Source organism: Pseudohaliea sp., assembly GCF_054552115.1.
Genome location: NZ_JBTOLW010000031.1, coordinates 18,430 through 40,735, shown reverse-complemented (window position 1 = coordinate 40,735; position 22,306 = coordinate 18,430). Strand labels below are relative to the sequence as shown.

General features: G+C 68.7%; 18 protein-coding genes. 9 read left to right on the top strand and 9 right to left on the bottom strand.

Features of this window, described 5'->3' with window-relative positions; translation table 11 throughout:
* The first annotated feature begins 3 nt into the window (after positions 1-3).
* The 5 genes from lolA to cysG all read left to right on the top strand — a co-directional run bounded on the left by lolA (position 4) and on the right by cysG (position 5,151).
* The gene (lolA, locus tag ACX93N_RS13670) at positions 4-612 is read left to right on the top strand and encodes an outer membrane lipoprotein chaperone LolA (protein ID WP_459428993.1); all 609 of its coding nucleotides are present in this window, start codon (positions 4-6) and stop codon (positions 610-612) included.
* Positions 613-615: 3 nt separating this feature from the next.
* Positions 616-1,962 (top strand): replication-associated recombination protein A, encoded by a 1,347-nt coding sequence (locus ACX93N_RS13665; protein ID WP_459428992.1) that lies wholly within the window; start codon positions 616-618, stop codon positions 1,960-1,962.
* A 68-nt stretch (positions 1,963-2,030) separates the two neighbouring features.
* A complete protein-coding gene (crcB, locus tag ACX93N_RS13660; protein ID WP_459428991.1) occupies positions 2,031-2,405 on the top strand; it encodes a fluoride efflux transporter CrcB in 375 nt (124 codons plus the stop codon).
* A gap of 47 nt (positions 2,406-2,452) precedes the next feature.
* Positions 2,453-3,751 carry a serine--tRNA ligase gene (serS, locus tag ACX93N_RS13655; protein ID WP_459428990.1) on the top strand — a complete coding sequence of 433 codons (1,299 nt, stop codon included), beginning with the start codon at positions 2,453-2,455 and terminating at the stop codon, positions 3,749-3,751.
* Between the two features lie 2 nt (positions 3,752-3,753).
* A complete protein-coding gene (gene cysG, locus ACX93N_RS13650; RefSeq protein WP_459428989.1) occupies positions 3,754-5,151 on the top strand; it encodes a siroheme synthase CysG in 1,398 nt (465 codons plus the stop codon).
* 28 nt (positions 5,152-5,179) lie between these two features.
* Here cysG and ACX93N_RS13645 read toward each other — a convergent pair whose 3' ends face one another.
* The 4 genes from ACX93N_RS13645 to ACX93N_RS13630 all read right to left on the bottom strand — a co-directional run bounded on the left by ACX93N_RS13645 (position 5,180) and on the right by ACX93N_RS13630 (position 11,033).
* Positions 5,180-7,261, bottom strand: a complete 2,082-nt coding sequence (locus tag ACX93N_RS13645) for a carboxy terminal-processing peptidase (protein ID WP_459428988.1) — start codon at positions 7,259-7,261, stop codon at positions 5,180-5,182.
* A 160-nt stretch (positions 7,262-7,421) separates the two neighbouring features.
* On the bottom strand, positions 7,422-8,141 hold the full coding sequence (locus ACX93N_RS13640; RefSeq protein WP_459428987.1) for an SIMPL domain-containing protein: 720 nt from the start codon (positions 8,139-8,141) through the stop codon (positions 7,422-7,424).
* 22 nt (positions 8,142-8,163) lie between these two features.
* On the bottom strand, positions 8,164-8,691 hold the full coding sequence (locus ACX93N_RS13635) for a DUF6702 family protein (protein WP_459428986.1): 528 nt from the start codon (positions 8,689-8,691) through the stop codon (positions 8,164-8,166).
* Positions 8,670-11,033 (bottom strand): M1 family metallopeptidase, encoded by a 2,364-nt coding sequence (locus ACX93N_RS13630; RefSeq protein WP_459428985.1) that lies wholly within the window; start codon positions 11,031-11,033, stop codon positions 8,670-8,672. Before ACX93N_RS13630 ends, ACX93N_RS13635 begins: the two co-directional genes overlap by 22 nt.
* Before the next feature lie 115 nt (positions 11,034-11,148).
* On the opposite strand from ACX93N_RS13630, the gene ACX93N_RS13625 reads away from it, so the two are divergent.
* Positions 11,149-11,997, top strand: a complete 849-nt coding sequence (locus ACX93N_RS13625) for a TauD/TfdA dioxygenase family protein (protein ID WP_459428984.1) — start codon at positions 11,149-11,151, stop codon at positions 11,995-11,997.
* A gap of 12 nt (positions 11,998-12,009) precedes the next feature.
* Here the strand turns inward: ACX93N_RS13625 and ACX93N_RS13620 are convergent, their stop codons facing one another.
* Entirely contained in the window at positions 12,010-13,533 is a 1,524-nt protein-coding gene (locus ACX93N_RS13620; RefSeq protein ID WP_459428983.1) for a 4-hydroxyphenylacetate 3-hydroxylase family protein, read from the bottom strand.
* Positions 13,534-13,654: 121 nt separating this feature from the next.
* On the opposite strand from ACX93N_RS13620, the gene ACX93N_RS13615 reads away from it, so the two are divergent.
* Both ACX93N_RS13615 and ACX93N_RS13610 read left to right on the top strand, forming a co-directional pair.
* Complete coding sequence (locus tag ACX93N_RS13615) at positions 13,655-15,304, top strand: sulfatase (protein WP_459428982.1); 1,650 nt, start codon at positions 13,655-13,657, stop codon at positions 15,302-15,304.
* A gap of 3 nt (positions 15,305-15,307) precedes the next feature.
* Positions 15,308-16,399, top strand: a complete 1,092-nt coding sequence (locus tag ACX93N_RS13610; protein ID WP_459428981.1) for an MBL fold metallo-hydrolase — start codon at positions 15,308-15,310, stop codon at positions 16,397-16,399.
* A 166-nt stretch (positions 16,400-16,565) separates the two neighbouring features.
* Here ACX93N_RS13610 and ACX93N_RS13605 read toward each other — a convergent pair whose 3' ends face one another.
* Positions 16,566-17,330, bottom strand: a complete 765-nt coding sequence (locus tag ACX93N_RS13605) for an SDR family NAD(P)-dependent oxidoreductase (protein WP_459428980.1) — start codon at positions 17,328-17,330, stop codon at positions 16,566-16,568.
* 159 nt (positions 17,331-17,489) lie between these two features.
* Here ACX93N_RS13605 and ACX93N_RS13600 point away from each other — a divergent pair, with 159 nt between their 5' ends.
* Entirely contained in the window at positions 17,490-18,986 is a 1,497-nt protein-coding gene (locus ACX93N_RS13600; RefSeq protein ID WP_459428979.1) for an AMP-binding protein, read from the top strand.
* Here ACX93N_RS13600 and ACX93N_RS13595 read toward each other — a convergent pair.
* The 3 genes from ACX93N_RS13595 to ACX93N_RS13585 all read right to left on the bottom strand — a co-directional run bounded on the left by ACX93N_RS13595 (position 18,974) and on the right by ACX93N_RS13585 (position 22,268).
* Positions 18,974-19,984, bottom strand: a complete 1,011-nt coding sequence (locus ACX93N_RS13595; protein ID WP_459428978.1) for a zinc-dependent alcohol dehydrogenase family protein — start codon at positions 19,982-19,984, stop codon at positions 18,974-18,976. The two genes, ACX93N_RS13600 and ACX93N_RS13595, sit on opposite strands and share 13 nt — an antisense overlap.
* 250 nt (positions 19,985-20,234) lie before the next feature.
* The gene (locus ACX93N_RS13590) at positions 20,235-20,411 is read right to left on the bottom strand and encodes a hypothetical protein (protein ID WP_459428977.1); all 177 of its coding nucleotides are present in this window, start codon (positions 20,409-20,411) and stop codon (positions 20,235-20,237) included.
* Between the two features lie 510 nt (positions 20,412-20,921).
* Positions 20,922-22,268, bottom strand: a complete 1,347-nt coding sequence (locus ACX93N_RS13585) for a sigma-54 interaction domain-containing protein (RefSeq protein WP_459428976.1) — start codon at positions 22,266-22,268, stop codon at positions 20,922-20,924.
* Between the last annotated feature and the right edge of the window lie 38 nt (positions 22,269-22,306).

Sequence of the window (22,306 nt, the reverse complement as noted above, 5' to 3'; positions counted from 1 at the left end):
GCCGTGCTTTCTCCGCGCCTGGCCCTCACCCTCCTGCTTCTGCTTCCCCTCGTCGCGCGCGCCGACGATGCCGCGAGGGCGCTCGCGGCTCGCCTGGCGCCCCTGGACCAGCTCAGCGGCCGCTTCGAGCAGTCGGTGGAAAACGGCGCTGGGGCGACCCCGGCGCACAGCGCCGGCCGCTTCAGCCTGCGCCGGCCGGACCGCTTCCGCTGGGAAATCACGGAACCGGACAGCCAGCTGCTGGTCGCCAGCGAGGGGGTCCTCTGGCACTACGACCGCGACCTGGCGACGGCTACGCGCCGGCGTTTCGACGACGGCGCCGCCGCGCCCCTGCTGCTCCTGGCGGCGGATGCGCCGGGCCTGGCCGAAGCCTTTGTCGTCCAGGCGCCCGGACCGGACCGCTTCCGGGTCCTGCCGCGGGCGGCAGACGCGGGCTTCCGGGAGGCCGAGCTCACCTTCGCGGGTGGTCTGCCCGCCACCATGCGCATCATCGACCGGCTCGGGCAGGCCATCGACATCCGCTTCCTCGACCTCGACGAGGCCCCGCTGCCCGCAGGCACCTTCGATTTCACGCCGCCGGCCGGCGTGGACGTGTACCGGGAAGGCGACTGAGCCATGGCGGTAGCCGGCAGCGACGACCTCTTCGCCGGCGAGGCGGGGGGCGCCTACGAGCCCCTGGCGGCGCGCCTTCGGCCGGCGAGCCTGGATGCCTTCGTGGGCCAGCGCCATCTCCTCGGCCCAGGCAAGCCACTGGCTGCGGCGCTTGCCCGGGGCCAGCTCCACTCCATGCTGTTCTGGGGGCCGCCGGGGGTCGGCAAGACCACGCTGGCGCGCCTCGCCGCGGCCGCGGCCGACGCGCAGTTCCTGCAGCTCTCCGCGGTCCTTTCCGGCGTCAAGGACATTCGCGGCGCGGTCGATGCGGCCCTCGCCGCCCGTGCGCAAGGCCGCGATACGGTACTTTTCGTCGACGAGGTCCATCGCTTCAACAAGGCGCAGCAGGATGCCTTCCTGCCCTACGTGGAGGACGGCACGCTGATCTTTATCGGTGCCACCACCGAGAACCCCGCCTTCGAGCTCAACAGCGCGCTCCTGTCCCGGGCACGGGTCTACAAGCTGCGCGCGCTGGCCCCCGGGGAACTGGAGACGCTGCTCGAGCGTGGCCTCGCGGCGCTGCCGGCGCCGCCGCCGGCAGCGCCCGGCGCACTGGCTCGCCTTGCCGCGCAGGCTGACGGCGACGGACGGCGCGCACTGAACCTGCTGGAACTGGCCGTCGACCTCGCCGCCGGCGGCGACGGGGCACCGGCCACCCTGGACGATGCGCTCCTCGACGAGGTGCTCCAGCAGTCCCTGCGCCGCTTCGACAAGGGCGGCGATGCCTTCTACGACCAGATCAGCGCCCTGCACAAAGCCGTGCGCGGCAGTGCGCCGGATGCGGCCCTGTACTGGCTCTGTCGCATGCTCGATGGCGGTTGTGACCCACTCTACGTGGCGCGGCGCGTGGCGCGCATGGCCAGCGAGGATATCGGCAACGCGGACCCGCGGGCGCTGGGCCTCGCCCTCGACGCCTGGCAGGTGCTGGAGCGCCTCGGCAGCCCTGAAGGCGAGCTCGCGCTGGCACAGGCGGTCGCCTACCTGGCCGCGGCACCCAAGAGCAACGCGGTCTACAACGCCTTCAAGGCGGCCGCGGCGGTGGTCGAGAGCGGCGGCAGCGACGAGGTGCCGAACCACCTGCGCAACGCGCCGACGACGCTCGCGAGGGCGGAGGGTCACGGCGCGGACTATCGCTACGCCCACGATGAGCCCGGCGCCTACGCGGCGGGGGAGAATTACTTCCCCGAGGCGCTGAAGGACGCCCGTTTCTACCATCCGGTGGACCGCGGCCTGGAACAGCGCATCGCCGAACGGCTCGAGCGCTTCCGGGCGCTCGATGCCGCCAGTGCCCGGCGCCGCTACGAGGACTGACGGCGCCTGTTGGTGCGGGCCCAAAGGCCGTACAATCCCCGCGCAGGACGGCAAGGGTATTCTGCGCCATGAAATACCTGCTCTTCGTGGCCCTCGGCGGTGCCGGCGGAGCCGTGGCCCGCTACCTGCTGGGGAGCCTCGCGCACAGCCTCTGGGCCGGCGCCTGGCCCGTCGGGACCTTCCTGGTCAACCTCGCGGGCTCCGCGGGCATCGGGGCCGTGTTCGTGCTGTTGGAGCGTGGCAGCCTGCACCCGGACTGGCGCAGCGTGCTCATGGTCGGCTTTCTCGGCGCTTTCACCACCTTTTCGACCTTTTCTCTCGAGACGGTGGAGCTGTGGCAGCAGGGTGAGCCGGCACTGGCGCTGGCCTACGTGCTGGCCAGCGTGATCGGCTGCGTGCTCGCCGCTGCCGGCACCATGTACCTGCTGCGTCCCCTTGCCTGAGCCGCCCTGAACCGCAGTCACCGGATCGATGAAAGGACAGAGAGAACATGCTGGACGTTCGTGAACTCAGGAAGGACCCGCAAAGCGCCGCGGAGGCGCTCGCCCGCCGGGGCTACCGCTTTGACGTCGAGGCCTTCCGGGCCCTGGACAACCGGCGCCGGGAGGCGGATATCGAGAGCCAGGAACTTCTTGCCGAGCGCAAGGCCGCGAGCAAGGAGATCGGCAGGCTCATCGGCGAGGGCATGTCCGTCGATGACGCCAAGGCGAAGGTCAATGAACGCCTGGCGGTGATCGGCGAGCGCCTCGACAAGGCCACGGAAGCGGCCCGGGAGGCCCAGGGTGAGCTCGAGGCCTGGCTCGCTGCCGTGCCCAACCTGCCCGACGAGGCCGTTCCCGAGGGTGCCGGCGAGGAGGATAATGTCGAGGTCGGACGCTGGGGCGCCCCGCCGTCCTTCGACTTCGAACCGCGCGACCACGTGGACCTCGGGGAGGGCCTGGGCCTTCTCGATACGGAAGCGGCGACGAAGATCACCGGCTCCCGCTTCGTGGTCATGCACGGCATGCTGGCCCGTGTGCATCGCGCGCTGGTCCAGTTCATGCTCGATCTTCACACCCGCGAGCACGGCTACCGGGAAGTCTACGTTCCCTACATCGTGAATGCGGATTCGCTGCGCGGCACCGGGCAGTTGCCCAAGTTCGCCGAGGACCTGTTCCGCCTCGAGGGGGATCACGACTACTACCTGATTCCCACGGCAGAGGTGCCGGTGACCAACCTCGCCCGCGACCGGATTTTCGAGGACACGGAGCTGGGGGAGGGCGGCCTGGCCTTTACCAGTCATACACCCTGCTTCCGCAGCGAGGCGGGAAGCTATGGCCGCGATACGCGCGGCATGATCCGCCAGCACCAGTTCGAAAAGGTCGAGCTCGTGTGCTTCGTGCGCCCCGGTGACTCCGACGACGCCCTGGAGCGGCTTACGGGGCACGCCGAAACGGTGCTCCAGCGGCTGGAGCTGCCCTACCGGAGGGTGCTGCTCTGCGGCGGCGACCTGGGCTTCTCCGCGCGCAAGACCTACGACCTCGAGGTCTGGCTGCCAGGCCAGTCCGCCTACCGGGAGATCTCCTCCTGCAGCAACTTCGGTGACTTCCAGGCCCGGCGCATGCAGGCGCGCTGGCGCAACCCGGAGACCGGAAAACCGGAGCTGCTGCACACGCTGAACGGCTCCGGGCTGGCCGTGGGCCGCACCCTCGTGGCCCTGCTGGAGAACGGCCAGCGGGCCGACGGCAGCGTGCACCTCCCCGAGGCGCTGCAGCCCTACCTCGACGGCCGGGACACCCTGGGCGGCTGAACGTGCACGCACTGCCGGTCTTCCTGCGCCTGGCGTGCCGGCCCGTGCTGCTGGTGGGCGGAGGCACCGTCGCCCTGCGCAAGGCGCGCTTTTTCTGCCGGGCGGGTGCACGGGTCACCGTGGTGGCGCCGGCCATCGACCCGGCACTGGCGGCCCTGCTCACTGAACACGACGGGGAATGGCTGCGCCGGCGCTACCGCCGCGGTGACCTGGCCGGCCGGGACCTCGTGATCGCGGCAACACCGGACGAAACCGTTAACGCCGCGGTGGCGGACGAGGCCGCGGCCCGCCGCCTGCCGGTCAACGTCGTAGACACACCGGCGCTGTGTACCTTTACCTTCCCCGCCATCGTGGACCGGGACCCGCTCCTGGTCGCGATCGGCACCGGGGGCGCCAGCCCGGTGCTCGCACGCGCCCTGCGCCGGCGCCTGGAGGCCGAGCTGCCGTCGGGCTTCGGGCGTCTCGCCCGTTTCCTGGGAACCTGCCGCGCCAGGGTGCGTGCCGCCATCAGTGACGAGAGCGCCCGCCGCCGGCTCCTCGAGGGTCTGGCCGAGGGTCCTGTCGCCGAGCTCGTGCTCGCGGGCGACGAGGCGGGGGCCGCTGCGAAGGTCGATGAGCTGCTTGAGGGTGGGGAAGCGCCGCGCGGCGAGGTCTTTCTCATCGGCGCCGGGCCCGGTGACCCGGACCTGCTGACCTTCCGGGCGCTGCGGCTGCTACAGCGCGGCGACGTGATCCTCTACGACCGGCTCGTGGGTGACGGTATCCTGGAACTCGCCCGCCGCGACGCCGAGCGCCTTTACGTGGGCAAGCAGCGATCCCGGCACAGCGTGCCCCAGGACGAGATCAACCGTACCCTCGTCGAACTGGCCCGCGAGGGCAAGTGCGTGGTGCGCCTGAAGGGCGGTGACCCTTTCGTCTTCGGCCGCGGTGGCGAAGAGATGGACGAGCTGGCCCGCGCCGGGATCCCCTTCCAGATCGTGCCGGGCATCACGGCCGCCAATGCCGCTGCCTGCTACGCGGGCATTCCCCTCACGCACCGGGATTACGCCCAGTCAGTACGTTTCGTCACCGGGCACACGCGGGACGGGAAGCTTCGCCACCGCTGGGAGGAGTTCCAGTCGACGACGGAGACGCTGGTGTTCTACATGGGCCTGGTGGGGCTGCCGATCATCTGTGAGCAGCTCATCGCGCACGGCCGGGACCCGGCAACGCCGGTGGCACTGGTCGAGAAGGCCACCAGCCCGGAACAGCGGGTGATCACCGGCACCCTGGGCACCATGACGGCCGTGGTAGCGGCGGAGAAGCCGGCGCCGCCCACCCTGATCATCGTCGGCGACGTGGTTCGCCTCGCGGCGGAGCTCGGCTGGTACAGTACCGTCGAGGGACGGCCAGTGCGCTAGTCCCCCGCGACGATCGGCGGCGAAGCGCCTAGTCTTCCTCGGGGCTGTGAATAGCGTAGGCCTGCTTGCGCATGAGCAGCGCGTCGACGAGGATATTGCCCGCCTCGCTGAGCAGCACGTCGGCCTTGTCCTCTTCATCCTCCGTGGCTGCCGCGTCTTCCTCTTCGGACTCGTCGTCGAAGGACGCCAGCGGCTCCTCACCCAGTGCCTGGCGGCGCTTGTTCTCGATGGCGAGCGCCCGTGCTTCGCGCGCCTCGCGCTCGGCACGGCGGGTTTCCTCGTTGAGAGAGACCACCTGGATGTCATCGTTGTCGTCGGCAAGGGCAACCCGGTCGACAAGGAAGTTGAAGTCCGGGTCCGATGCGCTGCGCTCCTGGAACAGCGCGGAAAGCTCGGGGATCAGCGGGTCGAGATCACCGTAGCGGCGATGGCGTACCGGGTTGATCTGGTCCCAGGACAGCGCGTGCTCCAGGGAGCTCTCGCCGATGTCCTCCGGGTCGTAGAGCGACGGGAAGCTAATGTCCGGTACGACACCCCGGTGCTGCGTGCTGTCGCCTGAAATGCGGTAGAACTTGCTTTCGGTGATTTTCAGCTGGCCCTCCGTGAGCGGGACGAGCGTCTGCACCGTACCCTTGCCGTAGGACCGGTCGCCGACGATGATCCCGCGCTCGTAGTCCTGGATGGCGCCGGCAAAGATCTCGCTGGCCGACGCACTGAGCCGGTTGATGAGGACCACCAGCGGGCCGTCGTAGTAGGGCGTGCGCATGCGCTTGCCGTCGCGCCAGACGCGCCGGGAGGAGTGGCGTATCTGCACCGTCGGGCCGTACTCGATGAACAGCCCCGTCAGCTCGTTGGCCTCCTGCAGGGAGCCGCCGCCGTTGTTGCGCAGGTCGACCACGATACCCTCGACGTCCTTGCTTTCGAGTTCATCGAGGAGCCGGCGCACATCGCGGGTGGTGCTCTTGTAGTCGTCGTCGCCGCGGCGCATGGCCTCGAAGTCGATGTAGAAGGCGGGGATATCGATAACCCCCACCTTGATCGTGCTCCCTTCACCGGCGGGAACCTCGATAACACGGCTGTGCGCTGACTGCTCCTCGAGCTTCACCGTATTGCGAACGATCTGGATTTCCTTGCGCACCTCCGTGGAGGCGGCATCGGCCGGGATCACGCTGAGGCGCACGGTAGTACCCTTGGGCCCGCGGATGAGGTCAACGACCTCGTCCAGGCGCCAGCCGATCACGTCGACCAGGGGCCCGCTGTCCCCCTGGCCCACAGCGATGATGCGGTCTGCCGGCTTGAGCTCGCCCTGCTTGTCGGCGGGGCCGGCGGCGACCAGCCGCGACACCTTGGTGTATTCGTCCTCCAGCTGCAGCACCGCGCCGATCCCCTCGAGGGACAGGCTCATATTGATGTCGAAGTTCTCCTTGCGGCGTGGCGAGAAGTAGTTCGTATGCGGGTCATAAAGCTCCGTGAGCGCGTTGGCGTAGAGCTGGAACACGTCCTGGGCGTTGTATTGGCGCACGCGGGTCAACTGGGTGCGGTAGCGCTTCAGGAGCGTGTCAACGATATCGTCCTCGTCCTTGTCCGCCAGGCGCAGGCTGAGCGCCTGGTTCTTCAGATGCTTGCGCCAGCGCACGTCCAGGGCCGCCTCGTCAGCAGCCCAGTCCCGGAGTTCGGGATCCACCGCGTAGGTCTCGTCGCGCGTGAAATCCATGGCGGCATAAAGGGCCGGCAGTGTTTCCACGACGGCTTCGAGGCGGGTCGTCAGCCGGTCCTCGAAGCGATTGAAGATCTCGAAGCCGGCGTCGAGGCGGCCGCGCGGCAGGGCCTCGTCCATGACATAGCGGAACTGCTCGAAGGACTCGATGTCGGCACGGGTGAAGAACATCTTCCCCCCATCCAGGCTCTCGATGTAGTTGTCGAGGTGCTCGGAGGAGAGCTCGTCGTCGTACTCGAGCTTCGCGTAATGGCGTTCCTCGAGCTGCTCGACGAGTTCGGCGCCGGTCTCGGACTGGGAGCCCGTGTACCAGATCTTCGCCGCGACCGGGGCGCTGGCGAGAAGGGCGGCGAGAGCCAGCCCTGTGCGGAGCCAGGGGCGTTTCTCTGACATGCGGTTACCTGTTATCCGGACCTTGATCGAAGTGTAGCGGGATGCCCCGGGGTGGAAAAGCCTTCCGGGGTACGGCCTTCCGGGGTACGGCCTTCCGGGGTACGGCCTTCCGGGGTACGGCCTTCCGGGGTACGGCCTTCCGGGGCGCGGCCCGCGCGGGTCATGCGCCGGGTTCGAGGAGGTCGAACCTGGCGTTCACGCGGCGCTCGAAGACCAGGTCGCCCGTCACGTAGCTTTCGGCGGCGGTGGCCGCGTCGGCGCTGCGCAGTATCATCTCGCTGGCCATGGGTCGCGGCCGTGGTGCCTCGACGGCGTCCAGGGTGCGGGCGGGACCGACCGTCATGCCGAGGCTGGCGGCAAGGGCCTCGGCGTTCGCTCGCGCATCCCGGCCGGCGGCCGCGAGCGCCTCCCGGCGCAAGCGGTCTTCCTCGCTGTGACCGAGGACCGGCGGCGAGACCTCGTTGGCCCCGGCGTCGGCAGCGCCCTCGATGAGCAGGCCCAGCCGGCCGAGTTCAGCGAGGCGGACATCGATGCGGCGCTGCACCAGGTAGCCCTTGAGCACCTGCTGCTCCCGGGCCTTGTCCCAGCGGTATTCCGGGCGCAGCGTCAGCCCCGGGGCGCTGATGTCGCCGGCGGCGATGCCGAGGCCTTCCAGGTGGGCGAGCACCGCAGCCGTGCGCGCGTTGACGTCTTCCCGAGCCGTGGCCAGGTCCGCGGACCGCGCCTGGACAGCGAGGCCGATACGGGCCTCGTCCGGCGGCACGCTCAGCCGGCCCTCGCCCTGGACGGAAAGCGTTCGCGGGGACGGGTTGTCGCCTGCGCTGGCGGCGAGAGGGAGGAGCAGGGCGCCCGTGACGGCCAGCAGGGCAAGCATTCGCATGGCAGGGTCTCCGCCTGGGGTTCTATTCATTGACCGGCAGCGGCAGCGAGGGTTCCCCGGCGGTGAACACGAGCACCGGGGCCTCGGGAGCCCACAGGCGGCGGACCCGGTTCGACTGTGCCTCGGCGACGTCGAAGAGGAGGCTGTTGCGAAGCGTGAGCGGGGCTGCGCTGCGGGCCACGGGCAGCGTGAAGTAGAGCCAGGTCTCGTCCCACGCGACCTCGAGCCCCAGGAATGCCGGTGGCCCGCTCGTGCCGCCCGCAGTGCTGATCCGGAAGTGGCGCCCGAGGTAATCCTCGATGAGCGGCGCCGGTGGCGCGTCCGGGTCCAGCAGCACGCGCCGTCCCGCGGCCCGGGAAAGGGCGCTTTCCAGGTCCTCGGGGATGACCCGCAGCGCAACCTGCAGGGCATCCCCCGCCTCGTTCCAGGAGAGCTCGGCGTAGCTGGCGTGGAACGGGTGCGCCGCGACGACGCCCGCAGGGCCCGGGCCGAGAACGAGTGCCAGCAGCCAGGCGAACAGGCCCTGCCTCAGCGGATGGGCTGCGACCATGCGTCCTCGTCATTCCGGCGCATCGGGTTCGGCTCCTCGCTCTCCTTGAAGAGCTGGAAGCGGCTGGGCACGACCTTCCTGGGCCAGGCATTGTTGGCGACATTGGTATCCGCGGTGCTGCGGTAGGGGTCGAACTCGATGGCCGTGATCTCCCGGTCCCTGATGAAGAGCTTCTTCACCTGCTCGGCATTGTGCCGCCAGATCTCCGCCGGCACGGTGAGCTCCTCGACCGTGCCATCTTCGTAGCTGATACGCAGCGGCAGGGGGGTGACGAGCCCGCCGAGGTTGTCGAAGGTGACCACGTAGAAGTGCTCCGCAGTGTCGAGGAGCGCCCGTTCACGTTCCGTGAGCCGGTCCAGGGCCTTTTCATACTGCGCGTAGTCCCAGGGGGTGACCCGGTACTCGTCGCTCTCGTTGTAGAAGTCCTTTAGCGCGGGCTGCCGATCGAGGAGGCGCTCCGCAGCCGCATTGCGCTGGTCGCTGAGCGACGGCTCTTCCGCCTCGGCCCGGGCCTGCTCCCAGGCCTTCTCGCGCTCCGGGTCGAGGCTGTCGACACGGTAAAGGGCGACCTCGCCGAGGGCGACATCCACGTGGCCCGTGCCGTAGAACCAGCCGCGCCAGAACCAGTCGAGATCCATGGCGGAGGCATCCTCCATGGTGCGGAAGAAATCCGCGGGCGTCGGCCGGCGGAACTTCCAGCGCCGCGCGTACTCCCGGAACGCATGATCGAAGAGCTCCCGGCCGAGGATGCTCTCGCGCAGGATATTCAGCGCCGTGGCCGGCTTGCCGTAGGCGTTGTTGCCGAACTGGTGGATGGACTCGGAGTTGGTCATGATCGGCACCTGCGTGGCACTCGCCATGTACTCGGTCATCTTCGCCGGCTCACCGCGACGCGAGGGATAGCCTTCTTCCCACGCCTGCTCGGTGAGGAACTGGAGAAAGGTGTTCAGGCCCTCGTCCATCCAGGTCCACTGGCGCTCGTCGGAGTTCACCACCATCGGGAAGTAGTTGTGGCCGACCTCGTGGATGATCACCGAGATGAGCCCGTACTTGCTGCGCTCCCAGGTCTTGTCGCCCGGTTTCTGCCGGACGTCCCAGTAGGTGCCGTCGGCGTAGGGGCGCGGCTTGTTGAAGCTGATCATCGGGTACTCCATGCCGCCGACCGGGCCGTTGACGGAGATCGCCACGGGGTAGGGGTACTCGAAGGTGTAGCGTGAGTAGACGTCGATCGTGTGCGCGATGGCCGCCGTCGAGTACTGGCTCCAGAGCGGCTCCGCCTCGTTCGGGTAGAAAGACATGGCCATCACGTCGCGCTCACCGGAGCGCGCGCGGCGCGCGTCCCAGATGAACTTGCGCGAGCTGGCGAAGGCGAAGTCGCGCACGTCCTCCGCCTGGAAACGCCAGGTGCGGGTGCCGGCCGCGGCCTCGCGGGCGTTTGCCGCCGCCTCTTCGGGAGTGACGACAAAAACCAGTTCGTCGCTGGACCGGGCGGCCTCGAAACGCGCCCGCTGCTCCGCCGTCAGGACCTCGTCAGCGTTCTGCAGCTCACCGGTCGCAGCGACGACGTGGTCCGCCGGGACCGTGATCGCCACATCGTAGTCCCCGAGCTCGAGGGTGAATTCGCCGCGGCCGAGGAACTGCTTGTGCTGCCAGCCCGCGTAGTCCGTGTACGCCGCCATACGCGGGTACCACTGGGCGATCTCGTAGAGGTAGTTGCCGTCCTTGGGAAAGTACTCGTAGCCGCCCCGGGCGCTCACCACGGTGGCATCGATGATGTTGTGGGACCAGGCCACGGAGAAGCGCAGGCTCTCGCCGGCCTTGAGCGGCGCGGGCAGGTCAATGCGCATCATGGTGCGATTGACCGTGTGGGGCAGGGGCTCGCCGCGGGCGTCGGTGACGCCCTCGATGCTCACGCCGCCCTCGAAGCGACGGCGCTCGAGCAGCGAGGCAAGCGCACCGTAGGACAGCTGGGCGAAATCCGGCGCGGTTTTCGTGAGCATGTCGTCGGAGTCGCGGCGGAAGCGGTTCTGGTCCAGCTGCAGCCACAGGTAGGGCAGGTCGTGGGGGCTGTTGTTGTGGTAGGTGATCGTTTCCCGGCCCTCGATACGCTGCTCTTCGTCATCGAGCGTCACGGTGATGTCGTAGTCGGCGCGCTGCTGCCAGTAGCCGGGCCCCGGGGCCCCGGTGGCGAGGCGTTCGTCCGTCGGCGTGGCCAGCAGGTAGTCGAGCTGGGCAAAGGCATCGGCGCCGCTGCGGGCCGCGGGGTCGCCGGCGGCCCCCGCGCCGCTGGCAAAGAGCAGGAAGGGCGCGGCGAAGAGGGCTGCAAAGGTTTTAGGAGTCATGGTATCAGGCATCAAATCCCTAGCGTGTACGAAGGCCGGAAAGTGCGAGATTATAGCGCCCGCGGCGGGGCCGCGATACGGTTGCTGTCGATCCACTCCGCGGAAAAAGGAACCAATGACCATGCCGTTCGACGTCACCCCCTCCGGCCAGGCCTGCGGTGCCACCATCACCGGCCTCGACCTCACCCGCCCGCTGGATCCCGGGAGCGTCACCGCCCTGCGCGCCGCCTGGCTCGAGCACGCAGTGCTCGCCTTCCCCCGCCAGGCCATGAATGACGACCACCTGGAGCGCTTCAGCCGGTACTTCGGCCCGTTCGGCGATGACCCTTTCATCGCGCCGATCCCGGGCCGCGAGCACATCATCGCCGTGAGCCGGCGGGCGGATGAGCAGGCGCCACTCTTTGCGGAGAACTGGCACACGGACTGGAGCTTCCAGGCGACGCCCCCGGCGGGCACCTGCCTGCTGGGAATCACTATCCCGCCGAGGGGCGGCGACACGCTCTTCGCCGACCAGCGGGCCGCCTGGGCAGGCCTGCCCGCTGACCTCAGGGAGCGTCTCCGGCCCCTGCGGGCAATCCACTCGGCGCGCGGTGGCTATGCCCCGGAGGGCCTGTACGGCGAGGCCGACCGGGCCGGCGACCGGAGCATGGCCATACGGCCCTCCGCCGACGCCCTCGCCACCCAGGTCCACCCCCTTGTGCGCACACACCCGGAAACGGGCGAGGAAGTGCTCTACGGCTGCCTGGGTTACATCATCGGCATCGAGGGCATGGCCGAGACCGAGGCCATGGAACTGCTGCTCGAAATCCTCGACTGGCAGACCCGGGAGGCCGTGCAGTATCGTCACGAATGGGAGCCGGGCACGCTGCTCCTTTGGGACAACCGCTCTGTGCTCCACCGGGCGACCGGCGGCTACGAAGGCCACGACCGGCTGCTGCACCGCACGACCATCGCCGCTGCGTGAGCGGGGGCCGCTTCAGTCGCCGGCGTCCGTGGCGATGACGTCGATGCCGGCGAGGCGCTCGGCATAGGCCTTTTTCCGCGGCAGGTCCATGCCGCGCAGGATCTGGATGCGCTGCGCCTGCGGTGAGCCCGCGCCGTGAAGGGACTCGGTGAGATAGCCCACCGCGTTGCGGCCCAGGGTCATGTTCTCGATCAGCCGGAGCATGCGCGTGCGGGTCTCCACGGGAATATCGCTGCGGCCGCGCAGGTACTTGGCGAGCAGGGGGCCCGCCTCCTCGTGCTTGAAGTCCGCCTCGGAGGGCAGGGTGACCATCAGTCCGCCGGCCAGGTCCTGGGCGAAGCGCGCGATCTCGTAGGGAAAACGCGTGACGTTGTGCTTGCAGACGTTCGACAGCATCTCGTCGTTGATCCAGGCGCCCGACGCGAGCGGCTTCGCCTCGTGGGACGAGGCAATCCCGGAGGAGAAGATCGTTTCGTTCAGGTGCGTCATCTCCACGAGCTTGTCGCGGATGTGGCTGGCCTTGTCCGCGCCGTTGTACTCGGCAATCGCCGCGGCCGCACCGACCATGACGTCGCCGAGGCCCGTCTTGCAGACGTAGCTGGCGCGATGATAGGCCGTGAAGCGCGACACCATGGCCTGGGCGAACTCGTACTCGCCGTCCATGAGGACATGCTCCCAGGGGATGAATACCTCGTCGAAGACCACCAGCGTCTCCTGGCCGCCGTAATGCGCGTTGCCCTGGTCGATCTCGCCGCCCTCGAGAGCGCGGGTATCGCAGGACTGGCGGCCGTAGATGTAGGTGAGGCCGGGCGCATCGCCGGGTACGAGGCCGACCACCGCGTAGTCCCGGTCCGCCTCGCTGAGGTTCATGGTGGGCATGACGCAGATCCAGTGCGAGTTCAGCCCGCCGGTCATGTGCGCCTTCGCACCGGTCACGTAGAGGCCCCGTTCCGTGCGCCGCGTGACGTGGAGGAACAGATCCGGGTCGTCCTGCTCGTGGGGCCGGCGGGAGCGGTCGCCCTTCGGGTCGGTCATGCCCGCGCCGATGATCACATTGTGGCGCTGAGCTTCCTTGAGGAAAGCGAGATAGCGTTCGTGGTAGCGCGTGCCGTGCGCCTCGTCGATGTCGTAGGTGATCGAGTGCAGAACGCTGATGGTATCGAGGCCGGCGCAGCGCTGGAAACAGGTGCCCGTGAGCTGCCCCAGACGCCGCTGCATGCGGTTCTTGAGGACCAGGTCCTCGGGACAGGTGGGGATGTGCAGGAAGCGGTTCACCGGCGCGTCGATCAGCGGCGAGTGGGCCGTCGCCAGCGCCGGCTCGTCCCGGGCCAGGTCGTAGGTCGCCGCGAGGGCGTTGATGGACGGGCGGATCACCGGGTGGTCGACGGGCTCCGCTACGCGTTCACCGAAGAGGTAGACCGTCACCGCACGGCCACGGAGGCTGTCGACATAGGCCTCGGCCCCATCGATGGGCCGGAAGCGTGCCCAGCGTTCGGCGGTGCTCTCCTCGCGGTCCGGGGGCAGGATGGCGTTCATGGCGGTCTCCCTGGCTTGGCGCGTCATCACGAGTGTAGCCTGTTTTGGCCGCTTCGCTCCCGCCTTGTCCGAAGGAGGCTCCTGTGCGACGCTTTCCGCGTCAATCGTGCCGGACCGCCTGATGAAAAGAACAACACGGGCCGCGACGCTGGCGGGACTCACCCTCGGGGCCGTGCTTGCCTGGACCTTTCGAGCAGAGCTTCTGCTGGCGCTGGTGGAGCTTCGCGCCGCGCGGGAAGCGCTCGGTCCGCCGCGGGCGGTGGAATGGCACGCGGGCTCGCCGCGACCGCGCGACGACAGGCCGAACATCGTCTTCATCCTTTTCGATGATCTCGGCATCAACGACCTGTCCACCTTCGGCGGCGGCGTCGCCGGCGGCAGGGTTCCCACGCCCGCCATCGATCGGCTCGCAGCCGAGGGGGCACTTTTCCGGCAGGCCTACGCGGGAACCGCGAGCTGCGCACCGTCGCGCGCGATGCTCCTGACGGGCCGTTACCCCACGCGAACCGGTTTCGAGTTCACGCCCATGCCCGACGGGATGGGCCGGGCGGTCAGCCTCATCGCCAACAGCGCCGGCAACGGTATGCCCCCGGTCCGCTACGATGCGGAGGCCGCCGCACGTCAGCCCCCCTACGAGTCCATGGGACTCCCGGCTTCCGAGGTCACCCTCGCCGAGGTGCTAAAAGGTCGCGGCTACTACACGGCGCATATCGGCAAGTGGCATCTCGGCCGCGGGGAGGGCTCCCGGCCGACGGACCAGGGCTTCGATGACAGTCTGCTCATGGCCAGCGGGCTGTTCCTGCCCGAGGAGCACCCGGAGGCCGTCAACGCCTACCTGCCCTTTGATCCCATCGACCGCTTCCTCTGGGCGCGCATGCGCTTCGCCGCGAGCTTCAACGACGGCGAATGGTTCGAGCCCGGCGGCTACCTCACGGATTACTGGACCGACGAGGCCATCAACGTCATCCGTCAGCACCGGGGCCAGCCGTTTTTCCTCTACCTGGCACACTGGGGCGTGCACACACCGCTGCAGGCCACCCGCGCCGACTACGATGCCGTCGGTGACATCGAGCCGCATCGCCTGCGGGTCTACGCGGCCATGGTACGGGCCCTCGACCGGAGCGTCGCCCGCATCCTCGCCACCCTGGACGAGGAAGGGCTCGCCGAGGATACGCTGGTCATCCTCTCCAGCGACAATGGCGGCGCCGGCTATGTCGGTCTCGCGGAGATCAACGCGCCCTACCGGGGCTGGAAGCTCACCCTCTACGAAGGCGGGCTGCGCGTGCCCCTGTTCCTGCGCTGGCCGGGCACGATAGCGGCAGGCACGGTGGTGCAGGCGCCCGTGGCACATATCGACGTCATGCCGACGCTCGCCGAGGCGGCCGGCGCGCGGCTGCCGACCGACCGCGTCATCGACGGGCACAGCCTGCTGCCGCTGGCGACCGGTGCCAGCCGCGAGCCGGTTCACGATGCGCTTTACTGGCACAGTGCCGGTTATGCGGCCGTGCGCCGTGGCGACTGGAAGCTGCAGCGCAGCGAGCGGCCGCCGTTCCGGCGCCTGTTCGATCTCGCCGCGGATCCCACGGAACAGGTCGACGTCGCCGCGGGGCACCCGGCGGTGGTGACGGAGCTGGCCGGGCTCCTCGATGCGCACCTGGCGGAGCGCCGCCCGCCGCTCTACCCGCATACCATCGAGGCTCCCGTGGCGATCGACAAGACCCTGGCGGACCCGGTGACGCCAGCGGACACAATCATCTACTGGCCCAACTGACCCATGCCATTCCAACGTCGACTTCTGCTCGCAGCCTGCTTCCTGCTCCTCGTCGCGGCTGTCCTTGCCGGCGTGCTGCGCCGGCCCATCGGCGAGGAACTCTTCGAGCGCGCGGCCAGCGCACGAATCGCGGATGCCGCGAGGGGCGCCGTGACGTCCGACAGCCTCCGGGTCTATCTCTGTGGCAGCGGCTCACCGATGCCCGACGCCGCGCGGGCAGGACCCTGCGTCGGCATCCTCGCCGGCCCTCACCGGCTGGTCATCGATGCGGGCTCCGGCGGACCGCGCAAGCTCGCGGCCATGGGTTTTCCGGTGGGCGGGCTGGAGCAGGTGTTTCTCACCCACCTGCACTCCGATCACATCGACAGCCTCGGGGAACTCGTGCTGATCGACTGGGTCGGCGGCGAGGGCAGGGCGGCGCCGCTTCCCGTTGCTGGCCCACCGGGGGTCGAGCGCGTGGTGGACGGGTTCAATCGAGCGTACGCCCCGGACCGGGGCTATCGCATAGTCCACCACGGCGAGGCGATTGCACAGCCGGCGGGCTACGGTGCCGAGGCCCGGGTCATTCCGCCCCCACCGGCGGACGGGGGCGCCGTGCCGGTCTACGAGGATGGCGAACTCACGGTGAGCGTCTTCCTCGTGGACCACGCGCCGGTGGCCCCCGCTTACGGCTACCGCGTGGCCTGGCGGGACCGGGTCGCCGTGGTGAGCGGCGATACGGTCTACAGCGAGAACCTCGTCCGCGCCGCCCGGGATGCGGACCTGCTCCTGCACGAGGCGCTGGCACCGGCGATGGTGAGGACACTGCGGGACGCGCTGGACCGGGAAGGCGCCGCCAATACCGCCCGCATCATGGATGACATCCTCGACTATCACGCCTCGCCGGTCGATGCCGCCCGGGCCGCGAGCGAAGCCGGTGTGGCCGCGCTCGTGCTGTACCACCTCGTGCCGCCGCTGCCCCGCGCCTACCTCCAGCGCGCGTTCCTCGGTGACGCCCCCGGGCATTTCGATGGCCCGCTGCGGGTCGGCGTGGACGGGCTGTTGGTGACGCTGCCGGCGGGCAGCGATGCCATCCGGTTCGACGAACTACTCTGAGCGGCGCCGCGCGCGGACGATCGCGGCGGCAGTAAGCAGGAGGAAGAGGGTAAAGAAGGAAGAGAAGGTCGAGGATGCCTGCTGCCCAGGCCGTCAAGAGGCGCCTCGCGGGCAGCGTGCGCGGCCGCCGGGAGCGGGCCGCGCGCAGGAAAACCACCCCGGCCGGCTAGGCGGAGTAGCCGCCGTCGACCGGCACGGACTGGCCGCTGATGTAGCCGGCGTTCTCGGAGGCGAGGAACACGACCGTATCGAACAGCTCCTCGGGCGCGCCGGGGCGGCCGAGGGCGACCTGCTTTGTCCACTGGTCGAGGATGCCGCCCGGGGGCGAATCGATTTCCTGGGACAGGCCGATGGCGATGAGGCCGACAGCCACGCAGTTCGCACGGATGTTGTTCGCACCTTCTTCGCGGGCAATGGCCGTGCACAGGTGCTGGACGCCCGCCTTGGGAATCGAGGAAAGGCCGTCGGTAGCGATGTAGCGGGGGATCGCCGCGGTGGTCAGCGCAGTGATGGAACCGCCACCGCCATCGCGCAGGTGCGGCACCACGGCCTTGAGCACGTGGTAGAAGCCCTTCACGTCGGCGTCGAGGGTATCGTAAAAGACCTGCGGTTCCGCCTCCATGATGGGCAGGATATGCAGGAAGGGACCGGTGGCGAAGACGACCGAGTGGATGCGGCCGAACTTCGCCTTCACCTCGCCGGCGAAGGCCTCGATGGCGGGAAGGTCGAGGAGGTCCACACTGCCGATATGTCCCTGCCGGCCGGCATCCTCGATAGCCTTGAGGTTCTCCTCCGCGGCCTCGCGATTCTTGTGGTAGGTGAAGGCTACGTCGGTGCCACTCGCGGCGAGCAGGCGGACCACGCCGCCGCCGAGACCGCCGGAACCGCCGAATACCAGTGCCGCGCCTTCGGGGAAACGATACACGCTCATGCAATACTCCCTTGCTGGGTTATGGGTTATGGGTTTTCGAGGTTTCGAGAGTATAACGCCAAAGCCCGGGGGTAAGCCCAGCCCGCCGCTCACGCGGCGGCCGCCTCCTGTGCCATCATGCTGCGCGCCGACAGGAATCAGGAACAGAGGAGAGAGCCCATGCCAGGGACACTGTGGACGCCGGGGGCTGCGATCCACGCGCACGCCGAAGCCAACCCGGAGCAGGTCGTGGTGAGCTGCGCGCTGGCCGAGGGCGGTGTCGCCCGCCTGACCCGCGGGGACCTGGACCGGTGGAGCAGCCGCCTCGCGCACCGGCTTCTGGAGGCCGGCGTACAACCCGGCCGTTACGTAGCCATCGCACTGCCCAACGGTATCGAGCACATCGTCGCCACCATCGCCTGCTACAAGGCGGGGGGCACTCCCATGCCGGTGAGCAGTCGCCTTCCGCCGGCGGAGCGCGACGCGCTTTTCGCCCTTGCCAACCCCGCCGCGTCGTTCAGCGACGACGCCGGGCGGGGCGGCCTCAGCCGCGCGGCCATGGCCGAAGAGGCCCTCACCGCCTGGCCGGACACGCTGCCCGCGGCAGGCACGCCCGAACCCATCAAGGCCGTCGCCTCCGGCGGCTCGACGGGGCGTCCCAAGCTCATCGTGACGCCGGGGCCCTTCGCCTATGCGCCCGGCGGCCATCCGCTCGCGGCACTGCTGCGCCTGGCGCCGACGGACCTCATGTACTCGCCGGGGCCGCTCTATCACAACGGCCCGTTCCTGTTTTCCCTGGTCCTGCTCTTCCAGGGCGGGCGCATCCTTCTCAACGAGCGTTTTCGCGCCGACGGGGCGCTGGCACTGATCGAGCGTGAGCGCCCCACGGTACTCAACCTCGTGCCCACCATGATGCAGCGGATGCTCCGCGAGCCCGGGTTCGCGGAAGCGGAGCTGGACAGCGTGCGGCTGCTCTGGCACCTCGCAGCACCGTGCCCGGACTGGGCCAAGCGCGGTTTCATCGAGCGTTTCGGCGGCGAGCGCGTGCTTGAACTGTGGGCTGCAACGGAGATGAACGGGCTCACGGTCATCGATGGCAACGAGTGGCTGGCCCACCCCGGCAGCGTCGGTCGCCCGGTGGCGACGGAGCTTCGCATCGTCGACGAACAGCGGCGGGCGTTGCCGGTCGGTGAGGTCGGGGAGATCTTCAGCCGCTTCGCCGGCGGGCCCGCCCAGTACCGCTATGAGGGCGCGACGCCCCTGGAAGAACTGGATGAGGGCTTCACCAGCGTCGGTGACATGGGCTACCTCGACGAGGAAGGCTATCTCTACCTCAGCGACCGGCGCGTGGACATGATCATCAGCGGCGGCGCGAACGTCTTCCCGGCGGAGGTGGAGTCGGTGCTCAGCAGCCACCCGAAGGTGCAGGATGTGGCGGTCATCGGCCTGGCGGATGCCGACCTCGGCCGCCGGGTCCACGCGGTCGTCGAGCCCAGGGACCCGGCAGACCCGCCAGCGGTGGCGGAGCTGGATGCGCTCTGCCGCGACCGGCTTGCAGCCTACAAGGTACCCCGGGGCTATGAAGTCGTGGCCGGGCTGCCACGCACGGAAGCGGGGAAGATCCGCCGCCTCGGGCTTCGCGAAGAGCGCGACCGCGCGGCGAGTCAGCCCTCGTAGTCGATCACCAGCTTGCCCTGGAAGCCGCCGGCATCCAGGTCGCGCAGGGCGGTCGGTGCCTCTGTAAAGGCGTAGCGCCGGGCGATGAGCGGCCGCACCCCCGTTTTGCCGACGAACGCCAGCATGGCTTCGAAGGCGGCCCGGTGCCCGGTCCCGATGCCGTGGATGTTGGCGTTGCGGATGATGAGCGGGAACACCGTCAGGTCCAGCGCCGCACCGGCCATATAGCCGATCACGTTCACGTGACCGCCGTGACGAATGGCCGCGAGGGACTGGGGCAGGGTGCCCGCGCCGCCGATCTCCACCACTGCATCGACCCCGTGGCCGGCCAGGGCATGGGCCCGCTCGCCCCAGGCAGGGGTTTCCCGGTAGTTAATGGTCTCCGTCGCGCCGAGCTCCCGCGCCCGGGCGAGGCGCTCGTCGCTGGAAGAGAGCACGATGCTGTTGGCGCCGAGCGCCGTGGCGAACTGCAGGGCGGCGGTCGCGACGCCGCCCGTGCCCTGCACCAGGACCCAGCTGCCGGGGCCGATCCCGGATTTTTCGACGAGGGCCGTCCACGCAGTGAGGCCGGCGCAGGGAAAACAGGCCAGTTCCGCCGCCGAGAGGCCGGCGGGCGCCTTGACCAGCGCGTCCTCGGCGTAAACCCCGTACTCGCGCAGGACCCCGGGAACCTCCAGGCCCGAGGACAGCTTGCGCTCGTCGGCGAAGGCCTCGCCCTCGAGCCAGCCGGGGAAGAAGGTCGGCGCGACCAGGTCGCCGACGGCCATCCGGTTCACACCTTCGCCCACGGCCGCTACCGTGCCGGCGCCGTCGGAGAGCGGCACCAGGGGAAAGTCGACGCCGGGCGTAAAGTGACCGGCAATGATCTGGCTGTCCCGGGGGTTCACACTGGCTGCCGAAAAGCGCACGAGAACCTCACCGGGCCCGGGGCCCGGTGAGGGCAGCTCGCCGCAGGTGAGATTATCGAGACCGAAGGCGGTGAGTTGCCAGGCGCGCATGCAGTGTCCTCTCGCTCTTGATGTAGCTCTTGATGTGGCTCTTGCTATAGCTCTTGATGGGTCCACCCGGCAGGCGGCTGCGCCGGGCCGGAGCCCAAGCGTGCCAGAGCGATCCTGGGTACGCCAGTAGCAGGGGAGCGGTGTGCCCCGGTGCCCGGCAGTCGCTGTGGATGACTGCGTGGTTAAATCTTTAATTTAACATAATATATATTATGCGCACTTGTGGATAAGGCTGGGCCGGGGCCGGGATCTACAAAGACAGGCCCTCGACGCTCTTTTCGATCACTTCAAGCGCCCACACCACGGGCACCATGGCAATGGGCTGTGTCGCTTCACGGACGTCGAACAAGGTCAGGCAAGAGACGCCCTCGCCGTCGATAATGGCTGGCTTGCGGCACCTGGGTGTGGCGTCGACGAGCCGTCCCATTTCGTCAGCTGTGAGTGCTTCGAGTCCGGCTTCAGGCCGATTGATGGCGCCGTACCCCGTGCACCTGCTGCGTCTTCTTTCTGCGTCTTCTTTTTGATTGCCGGAGCGTGACACTCGAGCGCGCCGCGCAGCGTCGAGTGATGCCAGGTTCTCAGCCTGGTGTAAGCTCGGGATGTGGGACTCCGCGATGCCAAAGGCTGGCAACAAGGGCGTTGCCGGTGTCCAGCAATCCCGAAGGCGGACCTGGTCGTAAGGCGATGCGCCGTGCGTCTGCGGACGGAAAACGTACAGAAGCAATTCTCATAAAAACAATGGGTTGCGATGCTTTCCTGGCGCTGATTTTCAGATTTCCTGCAACAAGTTTCACACGCGGTCCCGACCGCCCTCAAACGGTGGCGCTGCAAATAACTTTTATATGTTAAATAAAGTGCTGCCTGTTTTTGTCGCTGCGCGGCCATCAATCATTACAATAAAAGCGGCGCGCCTGCCCCACCGAGCGCAGCCGCTAACTCACGCCAGCTTGCGGTAAAGGCTGCGAACGCTGATGCCCGCCGCTTCTGCAGCGCGGTGCTTGTCGCCGCCGAAGTGAGCCAGCAGCCAGCGCAGGTAGCGCTGCTCCGCCGCACGCAGGCTCAGGTCCTCGGGAGCGGTCCCTGCGGGCGCACGGCCCCCCTCTTCCCCTGGCAGCCGCTGGCGGGAGGGCGCCAGGGCACGCTCGATCACGTCCCGGTCGATGACGTTGGTGTTCGCCAGGAGCATTGCCCGGGCGAGGACGTTGCGCAGCTCGCGGATGTTCCCCGGGAAACGGTGCTGCCGAAGCCGGTCCGTGGCCGACTGGGTGAGATGGTGATGCCTCCCCTCCCCCAGGTCCTCGAGGATCCGGCGTGCGATGCCCTGGAGGTCCTCGAGCCGTTCGCGGAGCGGGGGCACCCGGATGGGGAAGACGTTAATGCGGTAGTAGAGGTCTTCCCGGAACTGCCCCTCGGCGACCAGCTGCTCCAGGTCCTTGTGCGTGGCGCAGACCAGGCGGAAATCCGAGTGGCGCACCTCCGTGCTGCCGACCTGCCGGTAGGTGCCGGTCTCGATGAGGCGCAGCAGTTTCACCTGGAGCGGCAGCGGCACGTCGCCGATCTCGTCCAGGAACAGTGTGCCGCCGTTCGCCGCCTCCACGAGCCCGGGCTTGTGGAAATTGGCGCCGGTAAAAGCGCCGCGGACGTGGCCGAACAGCTCGCTCTCGAACAGCGTCTCGCTAAGGCCGGCGCACTCCAGGGTCACCAGGTGCCGCTTTGCCCGCCGGCTGTGACGGTGAATCGCATGGGCCGCGAGTTCCTTGCCGGCGCCCGATTCGCCGGAAAGCAGCACGGCCACCTCGCCCGGTGCGACGCGGGAGATCAGACCCATCATCTCGTTGAAGGCGGGCGAGCTGCCGGTCATGGTGAGTTCGGGATCATTGGCGCTGCCCGTGCGCAGGGGCCGCAACAGCTCGATGAAGAACTCGAGCTCGCCCCCGTCGTCGAACACCGGCAGCATTTCCACGTCCACGTGCTCTTCGCCGCGCGGGGTCTGGTGGATGTGCAGCACGCGCTCGCGGTTGCCGGAGGCGGTGGCGGCGCGCAGCGGACAGGTTTCCCCCGCCTCGTCGCAGGGGCGGTCGTAGCCATGGGAGACCGCGTAGCAGCGCGGTCGCTCCTCGCCGGGGTCGAGTTCGCCGAACTTCTCCCGGTAGAGGTCGTTCGTCGCCAGGATCTCGTAGTCCCGGCTGACGAGGATCGCGGGGCTGTCGTAGCTGTCCAGCATGCGGGCGACCGTTGGATGGGTATCGCGAGCAATGACGTTCATGGCTGCCATATCTGTCATTTATCTCTGCCAATAATGTCATATATGGCACGTGCCTG